The sequence below is a fragment of the Dorea sp. OM07-5 genome, from assembly GCF_003481355.1.
Lineage (GTDB): Bacteria > Bacillota > Clostridia > Lachnospirales > Lachnospiraceae > Dorea_D > Dorea_D hominis.
In genome coordinates this window covers 99,657-115,392 of the sequence record NZ_QUKZ01000008.1, presented here as the reverse complement: position 1 = coordinate 115,392, position 15,736 = coordinate 99,657, and the positions used below count along the sequence as shown (strand labels likewise).

General features: G+C 41.7%; 16 protein-coding genes, 1 tRNA gene and 1 pseudogene. 14 read left to right on the top strand and 4 right to left on the bottom strand.

The window, feature by feature from the left end; all coding sequences use genetic code 11:
- Positions 1-72: 72 nt before the first annotated feature.
- From DXC04_RS09570 to rpoN, 3 genes are all read left to right on the top strand, one after another.
- Complete coding sequence (locus tag DXC04_RS09570) at positions 73-711, top strand: lactate utilization protein (RefSeq protein ID WP_118660915.1); 639 nt, start codon at positions 73-75, stop codon at positions 709-711.
- Between the two features lie 87 nt (positions 712-798).
- Positions 799-869: transfer RNA gene (locus tag DXC04_RS09565), tRNA-Cys, on the top strand.
- 84 nt (positions 870-953) lie between these two features.
- The gene (rpoN, locus tag DXC04_RS09560; protein ID WP_118660934.1) at positions 954-2,330 is read left to right on the top strand and encodes an RNA polymerase factor sigma-54; all 1,377 of its coding nucleotides are present in this window, start codon (positions 954-956) and stop codon (positions 2,328-2,330) included.
- Positions 2,331-2,333: 3 nt separating this feature from the next.
- Here the strand turns inward: rpoN and DXC04_RS09555 are convergent, their stop codons facing one another.
- Entirely contained in the window at positions 2,334-2,738 is a 405-nt protein-coding gene (locus DXC04_RS09555) for a hypothetical protein (RefSeq protein ID WP_118660914.1), read from the bottom strand.
- A gap of 116 nt (positions 2,739-2,854) precedes the next feature.
- Between DXC04_RS09555 and DXC04_RS15535 the strand changes: the two genes are divergently transcribed.
- The 7 genes and pseudogenes from DXC04_RS15535 to DXC04_RS09525 form a co-directional block, all read left to right on the top strand.
- Positions 2,855-3,046 carry a hypothetical protein gene (locus DXC04_RS15535; RefSeq protein WP_158580467.1) on the top strand — a complete coding sequence of 64 codons (192 nt, stop codon included), beginning with the start codon at positions 2,855-2,857 and terminating at the stop codon, positions 3,044-3,046.
- 331 nt (positions 3,047-3,377) lie between these two features.
- Positions 3,378-4,166: a class B sortase gene (srtB, locus tag DXC04_RS09550; RefSeq protein WP_021860560.1), complete on the top strand. Its 789-nt coding sequence runs from the start codon at positions 3,378-3,380 to the stop codon at positions 4,164-4,166.
- 12 nt (positions 4,167-4,178) lie between these two features.
- A complete protein-coding gene (locus tag DXC04_RS09545) occupies positions 4,179-4,367 on the top strand; it encodes a DUF951 domain-containing protein (RefSeq protein WP_021860561.1) in 189 nt (62 codons plus the stop codon).
- Between the two features lie 130 nt (positions 4,368-4,497).
- Positions 4,498-4,785, top strand: coding sequence for a 30S ribosomal protein S6 (rpsF, locus tag DXC04_RS09540; RefSeq protein WP_021860562.1), 288 nt, complete (start codon positions 4,498-4,500; stop codon positions 4,783-4,785).
- 20 nt (positions 4,786-4,805) lie between these two features.
- Positions 4,806-5,261, top strand: a complete 456-nt coding sequence (locus DXC04_RS09535; protein WP_021860563.1) for a single-stranded DNA-binding protein — start codon at positions 4,806-4,808, stop codon at positions 5,259-5,261.
- 21 nt (positions 5,262-5,282) lie between these two features.
- Positions 5,283-5,549, top strand: coding sequence for a 30S ribosomal protein S18 (gene rpsR, locus DXC04_RS09530; protein WP_004607925.1), 267 nt, complete (start codon positions 5,283-5,285; stop codon positions 5,547-5,549).
- 305 nt (positions 5,550-5,854) lie between these two features.
- Positions 5,855-6,352: pseudogene (locus tag DXC04_RS09525) on the top strand (transposase-like zinc-binding domain-containing protein); the annotation flags it as partial.
- 418 nt (positions 6,353-6,770) lie between these two features.
- Here the strand turns inward: DXC04_RS09525 and DXC04_RS09520 are convergent.
- Together DXC04_RS09520 and DXC04_RS09515 are read right to left on the bottom strand one after the other, a co-directional pair.
- On the bottom strand, positions 6,771-7,904 hold the full coding sequence (locus DXC04_RS09520; protein ID WP_118660913.1) for a HAMP domain-containing sensor histidine kinase: 1,134 nt from the start codon (positions 7,902-7,904) through the stop codon (positions 6,771-6,773).
- Positions 7,901-8,575, bottom strand: a complete 675-nt coding sequence (locus DXC04_RS09515; protein WP_021860566.1) for a response regulator transcription factor — start codon at positions 8,573-8,575, stop codon at positions 7,901-7,903. Before DXC04_RS09515 ends, DXC04_RS09520 begins: the two co-directional genes overlap by 4 nt.
- Here DXC04_RS09515 and DXC04_RS16280 point away from each other — a divergent pair.
- The 3 genes from DXC04_RS16280 to DXC04_RS09500 are packed head-to-tail and all read left to right on the top strand — an operon-like array spanning position 8,503 to position 10,725.
- On the top strand, positions 8,503-8,844 hold the full coding sequence (locus tag DXC04_RS16280; protein ID WP_330411866.1) for a CD1871A family CXXC motif-containing protein: 342 nt from the start codon (positions 8,503-8,505) through the stop codon (positions 8,842-8,844). The two genes, DXC04_RS09515 and DXC04_RS16280, sit on opposite strands and share 73 nt — an antisense overlap.
- Positions 8,837-9,730, top strand: a complete 894-nt coding sequence (locus DXC04_RS09505) for a 4Fe-4S binding protein (protein WP_021860568.1) — start codon at positions 8,837-8,839, stop codon at positions 9,728-9,730. Before DXC04_RS16280 ends, DXC04_RS09505 begins: the two co-directional genes overlap by 8 nt.
- A gap of 2 nt (positions 9,731-9,732) precedes the next feature.
- Positions 9,733-10,725, top strand: a complete 993-nt coding sequence (locus DXC04_RS09500; RefSeq protein WP_021860569.1) for a TlpA family protein disulfide reductase — start codon at positions 9,733-9,735, stop codon at positions 10,723-10,725.
- A gap of 187 nt (positions 10,726-10,912) precedes the next feature.
- On the opposite strand, the gene DXC04_RS09495 is transcribed toward DXC04_RS09500, so the two are convergent.
- Positions 10,913-11,899 (bottom strand): cation diffusion facilitator family transporter, encoded by a 987-nt coding sequence (locus DXC04_RS09495; RefSeq protein WP_118660912.1) that lies wholly within the window; start codon positions 11,897-11,899, stop codon positions 10,913-10,915.
- A 645-nt stretch (positions 11,900-12,544) separates the two neighbouring features.
- On the opposite strand from DXC04_RS09495, the gene ileS reads away from it, so the two are divergent.
- A complete protein-coding gene (gene ileS, locus DXC04_RS09490) occupies positions 12,545-15,703 on the top strand; it encodes an isoleucine--tRNA ligase (protein WP_118660911.1) in 3,159 nt (1,052 codons plus the stop codon).
- Positions 15,704-15,736 lie beyond the last annotated feature (33 nt).

The following is a 15,736-nucleotide window of genomic DNA, read 5'->3' as shown; positions in this document are numbered from 1 at the left end:
AAAAGTACTCCACATTTCCCACAGGGAATGTGGAGGGAATGATGTGAAATATGTGGACAGGAGGAGAAGACTATGGATGAAAATCGTATCAAGAGAAATGTGCTCCTGGGCGAGCGCATGATTAAGAATTTGGAAACCCGCAATATGGAAGGCTACTATGCGGACTCTAAGGAAGAAGCATTGCAGATCGCACTCAGGCTCATTCCGGAAGGAAGTTCAATTGCCTGGGGCGGTTCGATGTCGATCGCCGAGATCGGATTAAAGGATGCAGTCTGTCAAGGTAATTATAAAGTTTATAATCGTGATGCGGCAAAGAACAAAGAAGAAAAACGGAAAATTGAGCTGGCAACTTACGACAGTGATTTCTTCTTGACAAGTGCTAATGCGATTACGGAAAGTGGTGTGCTTGTAAATATTGATGGCAATGCCAATCGTGTGTCCGCAATTGCATATGGACCGAGAAATGTTATTATGATCATCGGTATGAATAAGGTTACAAAGGATCTGGAAAATGCATGGTCCCGCGCAAGAAATGAGGCGGCGCCGATCAATGCGCAGCGCTTCGGGCTGGATACACCTTGCTGCAAAACAGGTTCCTGCTTTGACTGTAAGAATCCGGACACGATTTGTTGTCAGTTTCTGGTGACACGTTATTCTAAACATCCAAACCGGATTAAAGTAATCCTTGTAAATGAAGACCTGGGATTTTAGAAAAATATTAAAAATCTGACAGTAGAATTAAGATTCTGTTATTGACGAATACCTGTGCATTTGCTATAATAACAAATGCACATAGATGGCGCCATAGCCAAGTGGTAAGGCAAAGGTCTGCAACACCTCTATCACCAGTTCAAATCTGGTTGGCGCCTTTATAACAAAAATCCTGTCCGATTCGGGCAGGATTTTTGTGTTATGGTGACGAGAAAAATGCGAAAAAGGACACGGTGGAGTGTATGAGACTTGAATTACGACAGAAACAAAAACAGATTTTGACAGAGAAAATGATACAGTCCGTGGAAATTTTACAGATGACTTCGCAGGAATTAAAGGAATATGTGAATGAAGTAATGCTGGAGAATCCGGTAGTAGAATTGGATGAACATGTAAAAGAAAATACTGGAACAGAATCTATTGAAGAAAGGCAACAGCAGACATCTGCGGAGGAACAGTATCATTATCTGACACAGAGACAGAGCGATGATGATGATATTTCCGATCTGAAAAATAAATGGAATGTGGATCCAAACGACGAAGAAACACTGCAGGACTATCTCTGGTCGCAGCTTCTATGGAAGGAGTACAGCGACAGGGATGAGAAGATTTTAAAATTTATTCTGGACAGTCTGGATGACCGGGGATACCTCACAGATACTGTAGAAGATATTGTGGACAGTGTAGGTGAGACGAAAGAACATGTGATACAGCTTATAGAAGAGGTGCGTGCATTGGAGCCGGCAGGTGTTGCAGCAATGGATCTGCAGCAATGCCTTCAACTGCAATTGCAGCGACGGGGGGAACTGGATCATAATGTGGAAAAACTGGTGACAGAATGTCTTCCGCTGCTTGGAGAAAATAAAATTCCACAGATTGCAAAAAAGATGAAACTCCCAATAGATGAAGTTTTAGTTATGTGTGAACGACTGAAAACGCTTACCCCAAAGCCGGGTGGGTCTTTCAGTAACAGACAACAGATGAAATACATTATTCCCGATGTAATTGTTGTGAAATTTAAAGAATATTACGACATTCTGTTAAATGACTGGATGTTTGCCGATATATCGATCAGTCCATATTACAGTCAGATGCAAAAAAATAATTCATCTCAGGAAGTGAAAGATTATCTGGAACAGAAGATAAAACAGGCAAACTGGGTGAAACAGAGCATAGAGCAGCGAAATACAACATTGTTAAAAGTGGTAAGAGCAATAGTAGTACATCAAAAAGATTTTTTTGAACATGGCAGTGCATATTTAAAACCATATCGTCTGGCAGACGCAGCGGAAGAGATCGGAATACATGAATCGACAGTGAGTCGTGCGGTGAATAAAAAATATTTACAATGCAGCCAGGGGATTTTCCCGTTAAGTTATTTCTTTGTTCGTGGTATGCAGGAAAATGCAGAACAATCCAGCGCTGCTATTAAGGGAATGATAAGAGAATTGATAAGACAGGAAAACAAAAAGAAACCGTACAGTGATGCGGTTATAACAAAATTATTAAATGAAAAGGGAATCCAGATTTCCAGAAGAACCGTTGCAAAATACCGGGATCAGGAAGGAATACCGGGAGCATCCGGAAGAAAGGACTGGAGACAGGACTCCGTTGTCTGATTTTTAACTGTTCTTTATAAATGACGTGTGGCATTTTGGGCAGGTGATCTCAATCCGTCCTTTGCCACGCGGGATTTTTATTTTCTGCTTGCATCCCGGACACCGGTAAATATGATGTGTCTTGCGCTGCAGCATCATACTTTTCTTATGGAAGAACCAGCTGCGGATCTTCGCGGTCTTTCCAAGAAAGAGTTGATTTTCGTGGGAACGTTTATAAATATTTCTGGAAAACATCCGGTAATAGGAATAAATAATGAGCACCCAGGAAAGGAGAGACAACTTGGAATTAGATGTCCATCCGGCGATCAGCATAATTGCGAGTCCCAGCCCGACTGTCCATTTTCCTAATGTATCTATTCCGTATCTTCCATACATGAATTGCATAAATTTTTCTTTGAACCGATTCATATCTCACACCTCTGATTTCTATAAGATTATTTCTATATTTCATAATGATATACCCACAGATTTTAAAGTCAATTAAGAAGAAGTGAAAGGTCATTAAAAAAGTATAAAATGATGTTTTGACAAAAAAATGGGGGAGGGTATACCGAAAACATCTATCACATAAATTAAAATATTTTATATTTCATAAAACTTATCCGGGAATTTATTTGTCTAATATGAAAGCCGGAAAAGGCAAAAAAGTGAAGATTACTGCAAAGGCAAAAGACGGCTCAGGCAAATATGGAACAATAACGATTAAAATTAAATAAATAATGCGAGAAAAAGGCAGCTATAGCTTTCCTGTTATGAGGAGGTGATGAGCTGTCTTTTTTAATAATGAGAACTGGAAACGTCGTTTCTGATATATAAAACTCTTCGGGAGGAAGGACACTCTTTTTTTGAACACCGATTATGGTATTTTATTGGTTTGTTATAATAGAAAAACCAAAGGAGACACGTACTTGCGAGGACAGCAGAGTATTGCAGAAAATTGCATCTGGCACAAGAATGGGGGAAAGGCACATGCTTTATTAATTGGCACTGGCAGAAGTAGGAAAGGCTTGTTATAATGTAAAGACAAGAGTTAAAGGAGTGATTCGGATGAGTAAAAGAAAACATCACAGAGGAAGAAGGAAGAAAAATAATTTTCTACTGAATATCATTTTAGTGATTGCGGTGATTGTATTCTGCGTTTCCGGATATAACCTTCTGAAAATCGGAAAAGGCTACAAAGACGGACAGAATGAATATGAGAAAATACGCAAGCTGGCGGTGACACAGGATAAAGATTCGGGAAGACCCGTAGATGAGTTTCAGGTGGATTTTGATAAGTTGAAGAAAATAAATGCAGATACGATAGGATGGATTCGTTTTTCTCCGAAACCGAAGGAAATTAATTATCCGATTGTGCAGGGGAAAGACAACCAGACTTATCTGCATAAAACATTTTCAAATAATGAGAATACGCTGGGAAGCATTTTCTTAGATTCAAATGCAAATGCGGATTTTGCAGACGGTAACAGTATCGTGTACGGGCATCGCATGAAAGATGGCTCTATGTTCCGGCATTTGCAGGATTATGATACGAGGAAATTCTGGAAGAAATATCCGTATTTTTACATTTACACATTAGATGGAAGAAAATTAACTTACATTATATATGCTGCGGGAGAGACGACAGAGAAATCCGATGTGTACCAGACAGATTTCTCGGATGATGCAATGTTTCAATTATTTACGAAAGCAGCAAAAAGTATGGCACTCTACGATACTGGCGTAGAGGTGACAAATAGTGACAGTTGTGTTACACTTTCTACCTGCACAGGAGCCAGTGATGAACATCGTTTTGTTGTGATTGGCGTAAGAGTGCAGGAAGAAGAGCTGGAGTAAGGGGGAATTAAAATGGCTTATATATATGAAGTGGGCGATATCGTTACATTGAAGAAACCGCATCCGTGTGGAAGCAAAGAGTGGGAGATTCTGCGTGTTGGAGCGGATTTCCGGTTGAAATGTATGGGGTGCGGACATCAGATCATGACTGCGAGAAAGCTTGTTGAAAAAAATACAAGAGATTTGAAGAAAAAAGCTTGAAACAATTAAGCCTTTATGTTATCATATCAAATTGTGATACACTATTATTCCGTGTATAATCATGCGCGGAAATCCTTGCTCCCACATAAGCGGGCGGGGGCCAAAAGACCAGAAGGAGGTGCAGGACGACATGAACAAATATGAATTAGCTGTTGTTGTCAGTGCAAAAATCGAAGACGACGAAAGAGCACAGGTTATCGAAAAAGTGAAAGCATTAGTTGAGCGTTTCGGTGGCAAGATCTCTGACGTTGATGAATGGGGTAAGAAAAGATTAGCTTACGAGATTCAGAAGATGAAAGAAGCATATTACTATTTCATCCACTTCGAGTCTGATGCTGAGACTCCAGGCGAAATCGAGCAGAGAATTCGCATCATGGATAATGTAGTCAGATATTTATGCGTTAGACAGGAAGCATAGACAGGAAGTAGAGGTATAATATGAATAAAGTAATTTTGATGGGACGCTTAACAAGGGATCCAGAAGTTAGATATTCACAGGGTGATAACTCTATGGCAATTGCCAGATATACATTAGCTGTTGACCGCAGATTCCGTCGTAACAATGACGGAGAGCAGACTGCAGACTTCATCGGATGTGTTGCATTCGGAAGAAGTGCAGAGTTCGCGGAGAAGTATTTCCGTCAGGGTCTGAAGGTAATCGTTACAGGACGTATTCAGACAGGAAGTTACACGAACAAAGAAGGTCAGAAAATTTACACAACAGATGTTGTTGTAGAAGATCAGGAATTTGCAGAGAGCAAAGCAGTCAGTGATGCTAACGCAGGAAGTTTCCGCCAGGCGGCTCCTTCACCGGCACCAGCTCCGGCAGCGGATGCAGGCGACGGCTTCATGAATATTCCAGATGGAATTGACGAAGAATTACCGTTCAACTAAGAATTGAAAGGAGAGTTAATCATGGCTTACGATAAAGGAAATCGTCCAGAAGGCGGCTTCAAGAGAAGAGGCGGCGGACGTAGAAGAAAAAAAGTTTGCGTATTCTGTGGAAAAGAGAATAACGAGATCGATTACAAGGATGTAGCAAAATTAAGAAAGTACATCTCTGAGAGAGGAAAAATCCTTCCGAGAAGAATCACAGGAAACTGTGCTAAACATCAGAGAGCTCTTACAGTAGCTATCAAGAGAGCACGTCACGTTGCTCTTATGCCATACGTACAGGACTAATTTGCACGGCATTTAAGTATGAATAATAGAAAGCCTTTAAGTACTGATAGAATTAGTATTTAAAGGCTTTTTTTGTAGTTGGATTTGCGCCTGCGAATTCTTATAATTTGAGTTATAGGACAAAATGTGTTGATAGAAACAGCCTTCAGCCCTTGAAAATAAAGGGTTGAAGGCTGTTTAATCTTTTTTTAAACAACTTTGAGGGTGGACAAAACGTGTTGATAAAAAGTCTCCAAACCCTTGAAAATAAAGAAACTAAAGGCTTTTAATCTTCCTTAAAATAAGAACCATGGAGGGAAGATTAGATGAATCAAGTAAATTGTCCTGTTTGTGGTATGAAATGTGTGAAGTCTGGAAAGACAAAAGCTGGTTCGCAACGTTGGCTTTGTAAGGATTGCAAAACGTCACTAACGCATAAAATTAATAATGAATCCAAGGAACTGCAAATCTTTTTGGATTGGCTGTTTGGAAAAGAATCTCAATCAACAATGTCTGGAGAAGGAAGATCCTTTAGAAGAAAGACAGCAAAGTTCTGGGATATATGGGCTATGCCGCCAAAGATAGCAGAATCTAGAGATGTAGTATTTCTCGATGGGATCTATCTTGGTCGGAAAGCATGCGTTTTGATTTGCTGTGATGAAAAGCATGTGTTGGGATGGTATTTGTGTCGTTATGAACATGCAGGAGCCTGGATCGCTTTGATGAAACGTATTGCTGAGCCAAGGATGGTAGTGTCTGATGGGGGTACAGGTTTTGCAAAAGCACTCAAAAAGGCATGGCCAAAAGCAAAACATCAAAGGTGTAGGGAACTTCATGAATGGGTAGCAAAAGGCAGGAGTCCTTATGATAATGGCGATTATATCTGTGGAGCCGGTGGGTATCCCCTTGATTTCATCAGTGCTTTGCGAGCCGAAAAAGAATTACAAGATTGGTTTGACAGTTTATCAGAAGCAGAAAAAGAGGCGGAAAGACAGGGTCGCAGTTATCAGTATGCTACCGAAACAGACGAGATTTATTTTGATATATCCACCTTTCAGATGACTGATGCAGAAGACGATGACTTGCCCTTCCAATAATATGCGAATCAACAAAAATAATGCAAAATCGGCGGTCTAATTTGACCGCCGATAAAAAATCAAAAAATTTACACACTTTGCTTGACAAACCCAAAGGTCCGGTGGACCTTTTTTAGTCGTTATCGTAACACACCCTTTTTTTGTGCTATCTTTCTTTCGGCAGGCTTACGAGAATGGTAGTTCCTTCTTTGGAGCTTTCTTCCACTTTTACAGACCCGCCGTGAAGTGAGGCAATCTCCCAAACGAGAGAAAGACCAAGTCCTACGCCGCCATGGGCGCGGCTGCGGGATTTATCGACACGGAAAAATGGCTGGAAAATGCTTTGCTGATCTGCTTTGGCAATTCCAAAACCATGATCTTTTATCCGGATCAGATGATATTTCTTATCTTCACAGACGGAAATGCGAACAGCGCCGCTCTTTCGGTTATAGCGAATTGCATTTTCAGTAAGATTAAAAAGCATACGATAGATTAAAGTATCGCTTCCAATGAAACGGGCGTCTCCATCGGAAGACAGCGCGATATGTTTCTCTTCGGCGAGAGGGGCAAGGTCGGTAAATATTTCCTCCACCATCGGAGCAAGTTCGATCGCATCCTCACATGGTACGCTGTTGAGCTCGCTCATTTCCAGAAGGATTTTCGTCATCTGTGACATGCGTTCTGCCTGTTCTTTTATAAGATCGAGAACGTTGCGCGTCTCATCGTCTACATCCGGGTGTTCCATGGAAAATAAATCCATCTGTGCCTGCAAAAGTGCAAGCGGGGTGCGAAGTTCATGGGCAGCATTGCCGGTGAATTGCCGCTGGTTTTTGAATCCTTCATCAAGACGGTCGATCATACTGTTGAAAGAGCGACAGAACTGTCGAAACTCCGGAAGCACATCTTCACTCACTTTCATATCTGATAAATTGTCAGGCTGTACTTTTTCAATCTGAGAGGCAAAGCTTTTCAGTGGCTTTAGTGCATGTCCACTGACAAAATAAGCGAGCGCCGCGCCAAGCAGTGTGACAGCCGCTGTAATATACCAGCTTGTCAGACTGAAGGAGTTCTGGGCGCCGCTTACAATGATCGTAAGCGCATTATCGAGGTCCTTGCTGCTTGGGTCAAAGGATTCGGTTTTGTCGCTGTTTGTATCACTGTAAGTAGAGATGTCATTTCCAATTGTATCCATATAATGCTTACCGGAATAGCCGATCAGGCAATTCATAAGTACGCATGTGACACAGATTAAAACGGCAGTCATTAAAGTGATCCGCCATTGTAAAGATAATTTTTTCATTGGCGTTCCTCCATTACGTATCCTTCTCCTATGCGGTTGTGTATCGGGTCGTATCCTAAAGCGGTGCGCAGCTTCTTTCTGAGAGAAGAAATATGCACTCTTATGGAATTGCTGAAATTATCGACGCTGCTGTCCCACACATGTTCAATAAATTCTTCCTGGCTGATCGGACGCCCCTGATTCAACATTAGATATTCTAAAATCCCCGTTTCCTTCCTTGTAAGAGAAATGTCCGAACCTTTGGCAGAAGCTTTGCGTGCCTTTGTATCAAAGGAAAGCTCCTGGCAGGTCAGCACGACGTCGTGCTGTGTGAATCGTCGAAGTGTAAGAGCACGTATTCTTGCGGCCAGTTCTTCCAAATGAAATGGTTTTGTAAGGTAATCGTTGGCGCCGGCATCTAATCCGGCAACTTTATCGGCGACTTCGCTTCGGGCCGAAAGGATCAGAACTTTCGTATCAAAATCATTTTCTCGAAGTGCCTTAAGAACGCTCATGCCATCTTTTCTTGGAAGGTTAAGATCCAAAACGACAAGGTCAAAATGATCCACAGCGAGCATGTCGATCGCAGTCTGCCCATCGTGGCAATAATCTACACTGTATGAAAGGTGTTTTAAGCTGCGTACGATCGTGTCGCAGAGCACCTTCTCATCTTCTACTATTAAAATATGCATATATGTTTCCTCCTGGTATCAGTATAGCATATGGACATAAAATCTTTGTTAAGTTTTGCTTCTTAACAAGGATTTTATACATGCCGTGTTATAATGAGGCAGAAATGAAGGGAGTGATCAAATTGTTTCATAGAAAAAAAGCTATGATCCAGGGCGCTTTACTAATAGCCGCGATATGCATGGTATGCTTCGGAGCAATGCGAGGCGAAGTGGATTCAGTATTCAGTAAGGCAATCCGATTGTGTCTGGAGTGTGTTGGCATTGGATAAGAATAAGAAGAAAAAAACATCTATAATTATAAGTCGTTTCCGTGGATGGATCCAGGCGGGAGCGGCATTGCTTACAAATATACATTTGCCAAATTTTATAAAGGGGAGTATTTACCAAGGTAAAGGGAAAGCCGTATGTGTGCCGGGATTGAACTGTTATTCTTGCCCCGCGGCAGCAGGTGCCTGTCCGATCGGCGCATTTCAGGCAGTGGTAGGCGCATCAAAATTTCGCTTTTCCTACTATATAAGTGGATTTCTGATCCTGATCGGTGTCCTGTTGGGGCGTTTTGTATGTGGATTCTTATGTCCTTTCGGCTGGCTTCAGGATCTGCTGCATAAGATTCCTTGCAAAAAGTTTTCCACAATGAAGTTAAAGCCTCTTCGCTGGATCAAATATATCGTGCTTTTATTCGCGGTTATCCTGCTGCCGGCTTTTCTTGTAAATGATGTGGGAATGTCGGATCCAATTTTCTGTAAATATATTTGCCCACAGGGTGTGTTGGAAGGGGCCATCCCGCTGGCCATCGTAAATGAAGGAATCCGTCAGGCGCTTGGAGCATTATTTACAAGGAAATTAATTATTCTGCTTGTAATCGTAGTATTAAGTATTTTATTTTACCGTCCGTTTTGCAAATGGATCTGCCCATTAGGTGCATTTTACGCATTGATGAATAAAGTATCCCTCTTAGGTATCCAAGTGGACGATCGTAGATGCATTTCCTGTGGAAAATGTGCCCGCGTATGCAAGATGGATGTGGATATCACGAAGACACCTGACCACACGGAATGTATCCGCTGTGGCAAATGTATAAAAGAATGCCCGGCCGAAGCACTTAGGTTTCGATATGGTTTTAGTAAAAATAATAAATGTAAAGGAGATAAATAATTATGATGAAAACAAAACTTTTAAAAACAACAGCTGTAACAATGACACTCATTTTAGCACTTGGACTCAGTGCATGTACTTCTGGTAACAGCAAGGATAGCAGCTCCGGGAAAACTGCCCAGACAGAAAGTGACAGCAAAAATAATCCGGACAGCAAAGAAGAAGCGGCAAAGCTTTATCAGAAGCTGATGCAGAAAGAAAATGATATTCTGGCAGCCAACTCCAAGCTTTGGGAAAAAGTATTCCTGGCAGCCAATAAGAACAATCCGATGATTGAAGATGGTACAAACTATGGAGATTTTCTCCTTAAGACAATCGACGGTGCGAAGGATCAATTTTCAAAAGACGAATTGAAAACATTGAAAGAAGGAGCAGAAGAAATCAAGAAGATCGAAGGAAGACTGACTGTTTTAGAACAGAAATATCCGGATTGCGGAACGAAACCAGGTTCTGGCGACAGCGTGGATGCAAGCGAAGCAGGCATGAGTACATCCGATAATAAAGATGATAAGAGTACAGAAAAAAGTAGTGCGATAAGTTTCCCAGGCTTCAAAGGAAAAGATCTTGACGGCAATGCAGTAGACAGCAAGAAGCTTTTTGCGAAAAATAAAGTGACAGTCGTAAATTTCTGGTTCACTACATGCAACCCATGTGTCGGTGAGCTGAAAGATCTGCAGGCGCTCAATAAAAAGCTTCAGAAAAAAGGCGGCGAAGTGATAGGTGTCAACACCTTTACAATCGACGGCGACAAAGCAGCCATCAAAGAAGCGAAAGATATTTTATCAAAAAAGAAAATTACTTACAAAAATGTATGGTTTGCCACAAATAGTGAAGCAGGAAAATTTACTTCCGGACTCTTCTCTTACCCGACGACATACGTCGTTGACCAGAAGGGTAATATCGTAGGAGAGCCAATCGTAGGCGCCATCACAGCGAAAGATCAGGCAAAGAGACTGAATGAGCTCATTGATCAGGCAATCGAAAATGGGAAATAATTCTTTGTAATTGTTGCCTGCAGTTGATATGCATTTTATAACTGAAATGTATAAAGCAAGGGCGAAAGCTTGATTTTATACAAGCCTCTCGCTCCTTGCTTTATATTCTTTATATCCTTACTAACAATAAAGACAATTCCTATTGGTATTTTCACGTTTCCTGTTGCAATTGGGAGTGTACAATTATTTACACTTCCCTTGTTCCTTCCTGCATTTCTTGCATCTGTTCTTTAAGAATTTTCTGCTCCAGTGCAGCTTTCTCGGCTCCGGTGAAAGCAATATCCGGCAGAAGCTCAAAATAAAAATCAGGATATTCTTCAGCGAGAGCTGCAATACACTCTGATTGGATGGCTTTGAATTTGGCGAGTGATACGAGGTCCTTTTCAAATGTGATATAGACACTGATCCACAGCTTACGTCCTGTACGCAGAATATCATAATATAATTTCTGGTAACCATAAGTGCGGATGATCGGTTCCACAAGGTTTTTGATTTCTTCAATGGTGTCTTCTTCCGGTGGGATCAGCATAAGATCACGGAATGCTGTGATAACAGTGCGGATCGGTGTCGGAAGCATGATGACAGACAACGTAATCGTGATAATCTGATCCAGGTAAGGAATAACTGGTTTAAACCATGCAAATGGTAGCAGTATCGGCAGTAAAAAGGCAACTGCCATGCCGAGAGACAGAAAGCTGTCAATTTTCCATCCCTGCATTTCCATATTGATCATAGGAGATGCCATCGTTTTATTTTTTATACTCAGATAAATAGTGACTACGATGCCAAGGAAACATGCGAAAAATTCAAATGACGCAATCGTATGGAAGGATACGATGTGCCCACCGTGGAGCATCAGATGAATATTGTTGAAGATCAGCCCGAATGTTACAGAGACCATGGTGATTCCTTTGACAACAACGAAGATGGATTCAATCTGGGTGTATCCAAACGGATGCTGTTCATTGGATGGGCGGTATAGCAATGGAATAAGGAAAAGCGATGGCAGCAGCATGCAAAATTCTACTCCATCATAAACTGCATCCAGAAGCACCGCCTGTGAACCTGTAAAAATAGCCATGAGAAGCTCGATAACAACAAAAACCAGATTCCCGTATAAAGAAACCGACATAGCTGATTTTTCTCTTTTCTGCGCTTTCTTACCTATATGCATAAAATCCTCCGAATATTGTAATTTTTTATTTTAGTATAAAAGAAAAAAATAAAAATGGCAAATAAAACCTTGACGAAATAAAGCGAAAACTCGTATAATAAGAACGCATATGAAAAGATATAAAACGTTGACGGAGACAGTACGATATAGCAGAACGTCACAGCGAGCCGGAGATGGTGGAAGTCCGGTACAAGTAACGATATCCGAAGATCACTTCCGAGTTGCAGACATCCAAAAGCGCAAGCTTAGTAGATGCTGACGGCATTTCCCCGTTACAGGAAAAGCATATGATAGTATGTTTAGGTGGTTTATAAACGCAGGCACAGCTTTCGTCCTATACAGGATGGAAGCTTTTTTTATATAATAGAAATTGCATTTCCTATTATATAAAAAAAGCCTCCGGCAGGATGCGCACTCGCGCGAAGAGGTAGATTGTTGTAAACAACCGCGCTCAGCGCGGGAATGTGCTAAGGCACATTCTATTTTATTTATCCTATACATGCAAAAAATGTTAATATTCATCCCAATTTTCCCCCACGATGTGGAAAAAAGATGTGGAAAATGTGGAAAACTATCAAAAGATATTAAAAGGGGACGGGGATTTTCTAGAAATGCCCCGTCCCCCATCAGAGAAGGAGGAGAATCATGTATAAGAAAGTTTCGACAGACATGAATTTTGTAGACCGCGAGAAGGCTACAGAGAAGTTCTGGGAAGAGAATCACATTTTTGAGAAGAGTATGGAAGACCGTGAAGGCTGTCCACAGTATATGTTTTACGACGGACCGCCGACAGCAAATGGTAAACCGCATATCGGTCACGTACTGACTCGTGTTATTAAAGATATGATCCCGCGTTATCGTACAATGAAGGGATATGAAGTACCGAGAAAGGCCGGATGGGATACACACGGTCTGCCGGTTGAGCTGGAAGTTGAGAAAGCTCTTGGACTGGACGGAAAAGAACAGATCGAGAAATATGGTGTAGAGCCATTTATTAAGAAATGTAAAGAAAGCGTATGGAAATACAAAGGTATGTGGGAAGATTTCTCTAATACTGTAGGTTTCTGGGCTGACATGGATGATCCGTATGTTACTTATCACAATGACTTTATCGAGTCTGAGTGGTGGGCACTGAAGAAGATCTGGGACAAAGGTCTTCTGTACAAAGGATTCAAGATTGTTCCTTATTGCCCTCGTTGTGGAACTCCGCTTTCTGCACAGGAAGTAGCACAGGGATATAAAGATGTAAAAGAACGTTCTGCAATTGTACGTTTCAAAGTTGTCGGAGAAGATGCATATTTCCTCGCATGGACAACTACACCTTGGACACTGCCGTCCAACATCGGTCTTTGTGTAAATCCGGAAGAAGACTACGCAAAAGTAAAGGCTGCTGACGGATATGTTTATTACATGGCACAGGCGCTTCTGGATACTGTTCTTGGTGGACTTGCTGAGAAATCAGGAAACGAAGGTCCGGATTATGAAATCCTGGAAACATACAAAGGACAGGATCTGGAATACAAAGAATACGAGCCGCTGTACCAGTGTGCATATGACTGCGCAGCGAAACAGAATAAAAAAGCATTCTTCGTTACATGCGATACTTATGTAACACTGACAGATGGTACCGGTGTTGTTCATATCGCACCTGCATTTGGTGAAGACGATGCCAAAGTCGGACGTAAATATGACATGCCGTTCGTACAGTTAGTAGACGAAAAAGGTGATATGGGAGAGACTACACCATTTGCCGGTATTTTCGTAAAGAAAGCAGATCCGGAAGTATTAAAAGATTTGGATGAGAGAAAACTTCTCTTCGACGCGCCGAAGTTTGAACACAGCTATCCACACTGCTGGAGATGTGATACACCACTGATTTACTACGCTCGTGAGTCATGGTTTATCAAGATGACAGAAGTTAAAGACGATTTGATCGCAAACAACAACACGATCAACTGGATCCCGGAAAGCATCGGAAAAGGACGTTTCGGCGACTGGCTGGAAAATGTCCAGGACTGGGGTATCAGCCGTAACCGCTACTGGGGAACTCCGTTAAATATCTGGGAGTGCGAGTGCGGATGCCAGCATTCAATCGGAAGTATTGAAGAACTGAAATCTATGTCCGACAACTGTCCGGATGAGATCGAATTACACCGTCCATATATCGACAATGTAACGATCAAGTGTCCGAAGTGCGGCAAGCCAATGCACCGCGTACCGGAAGTTATCGACTGCTGGTTTGACAGTGGATCTATGCCGTTTGCACAGTACCACTATCCATTTGAGAATCAGGATCTGTTCGAGAAGCATTTCCCGGCAGACTTTATTTCCGAGGCGGTAGACCAGACACGTGGATGGTTCTATTCCTTACTGGCTATTTCCACATTGATTTTCAACAAAGCTCCGTATAAGAACGTTATCGTTCTGGGACATGTACAGGATGAGAATGGACAGAAGATGAGTAAATCCAAGGGAAATGCAGTTGATCCGTTTGATGCACTGGAGAAATACGGAGCAGATGCGATCCGCTGGTATTTCTATGTAAACAGTGCACCGTGGCTGCCGAACCGTTTCCATGGAAAAGCTGTTGTAGAAGGACAGAGAAAATTCATGGGAACTCTGTGGAATACTTATGCGTTTTTCGTACTGTATGCAAATATTGATAATTTCGATGCAACAAAATATGTACTGGAATATGATAAATTATCCGTTATGGATAAATGGTTATTATCCAAATTAAATACACTGATCAAAGACGTAGATGATCATCTTGCAAATTACAGAATCCCGGAAGCAGCAAGAGCACTTCAGGAATTTGTAGATGATATGAGTAACTGGTATGTAAGAAGAAGCCGTGAGCGTTTCTGGGCAAAAGGAATGGAGCAGGATAAGATCAATGCTTACATGACTCTGTACACAGCGCTTGTTGAAGTGAGCAAGGTTGCTGCACCGATGATTCCGTTCATGACAGAAGATATTTACCAGAACCTCGTAAGAAGCCTGGATGAGAGCGCACCGGAGAGTATCCACCTGTGCGATTATCCGACTGTAAATGAGGAGCACATTGACAAAGAACTGGAAGATAACATGGAGAAACTTCTGAAACTGGTTGTTATGGGACGTGCTTGCAGAAATACTGCAAATATCAAAAACCGTCAGCCGATTGGAAAAATGTATGTGAAAGCTGATTTTGAACTTCCGGAGTTCTATCAGGAGATTATCGAAGACGAATTGAATGTAAAAACTATGGAATTTACACAAGAAGTTCGTGATTTCACCTCCTATTCTTTCAAACCTCAGCTAAAGACGGTAGGTCCAAAATATGGTAAAATGTTAGGTGGAATCAAAGCTGCACTTGGCTCATTAGACGGAAACGCAGCAATGGATGAGCTGAATGCAACCGATTCTTTAAAACTGGATATCAATGGACAGGAGATTACTTTATTCCGCGAGGATCTTCTGATTGACACTGCACAGATGGAAGGCTATGTATCTGAAAATGATAACGGAATTACCGTTGTTCTGGATACGAACCTGACAGAAGAACTTCTGACAGAAGGATTTGTACGTGAGATCATCAGCAAAGTACAGACGATGCGTAAAGAAGCCGGATTTGAAGTTATGGATCAGATTGCGATCACATACGAGGGAACCGAGAAGGCTGAGAAGATTTTCGCGGAGCATGCAGATGAGATCGCCGGAGAGACTCTGGGCATAAGCGCAGTGAAACAGACACCGTCAGGATATGTGAAAGAATGGAAGATCAACGGAGAGAAGGTAACACTCGGCGTGGAAAAACAGTAATCTGTGCCCCTCCGTAAAGAAAGGAATGTGAAA

Coding starts and splice junctions, on each gene's coding strand:
- DXC04_RS09570 (WP_118660915.1), top strand. CDS start 73: ATGGATGAAAATCGTATCAAGAGAAATGTGCTCCTGGGCGAGCGCATG.
- rpoN (WP_118660934.1), top strand. CDS start 954: ATGAGACTTGAATTACGACAGAAACAAAAACAGATTTTGACAGAGAAA.
- DXC04_RS09555 (WP_118660914.1), bottom strand. CDS start 2,738: ATGAATCGGTTCAAAGAAAAATTTATGCAATTCATGTATGGAAGATAC.
- srtB (WP_021860560.1), top strand. CDS start 3,378: ATGAGTAAAAGAAAACATCACAGAGGAAGAAGGAAGAAAAATAATTTT.
- DXC04_RS09545 (WP_021860561.1), top strand. CDS start 4,179: ATGGCTTATATATATGAAGTGGGCGATATCGTTACATTGAAGAAACCG.
- rpsF (WP_021860562.1), top strand. CDS start 4,498: ATGAACAAATATGAATTAGCTGTTGTTGTCAGTGCAAAAATCGAAGAC.
- DXC04_RS09535 (WP_021860563.1), top strand. CDS start 4,806: ATGAATAAAGTAATTTTGATGGGACGCTTAACAAGGGATCCAGAAGTT.
- rpsR (WP_004607925.1), top strand. CDS start 5,283: ATGGCTTACGATAAAGGAAATCGTCCAGAAGGCGGCTTCAAGAGAAGA.
- DXC04_RS09520 (WP_118660913.1), bottom strand. CDS start 7,904: ATGAAAAAATTATCTTTACAATGGCGGATCACTTTAATGACTGCCGTT.
- DXC04_RS16280 (WP_330411866.1), top strand. CDS start 8,503: ATGAAAGGTGTTTTAAGCTGCGTACGATCGTGTCGCAGAGCACCTTCT.
- DXC04_RS09515 (WP_021860566.1), bottom strand. CDS start 8,575: ATGCATATTTTAATAGTAGAAGATGAGAAGGTGCTCTGCGACACGATC.
- DXC04_RS09500 (WP_021860569.1), top strand. CDS start 9,733: ATGATGAAAACAAAACTTTTAAAAACAACAGCTGTAACAATGACACTC.
- DXC04_RS09495 (WP_118660912.1), bottom strand. CDS start 11,899: ATGCATATAGGTAAGAAAGCGCAGAAAAGAGAAAAATCAGCTATGTCG.
- ileS (WP_118660911.1), top strand. CDS start 12,545: ATGTATAAGAAAGTTTCGACAGACATGAATTTTGTAGACCGCGAGAAG.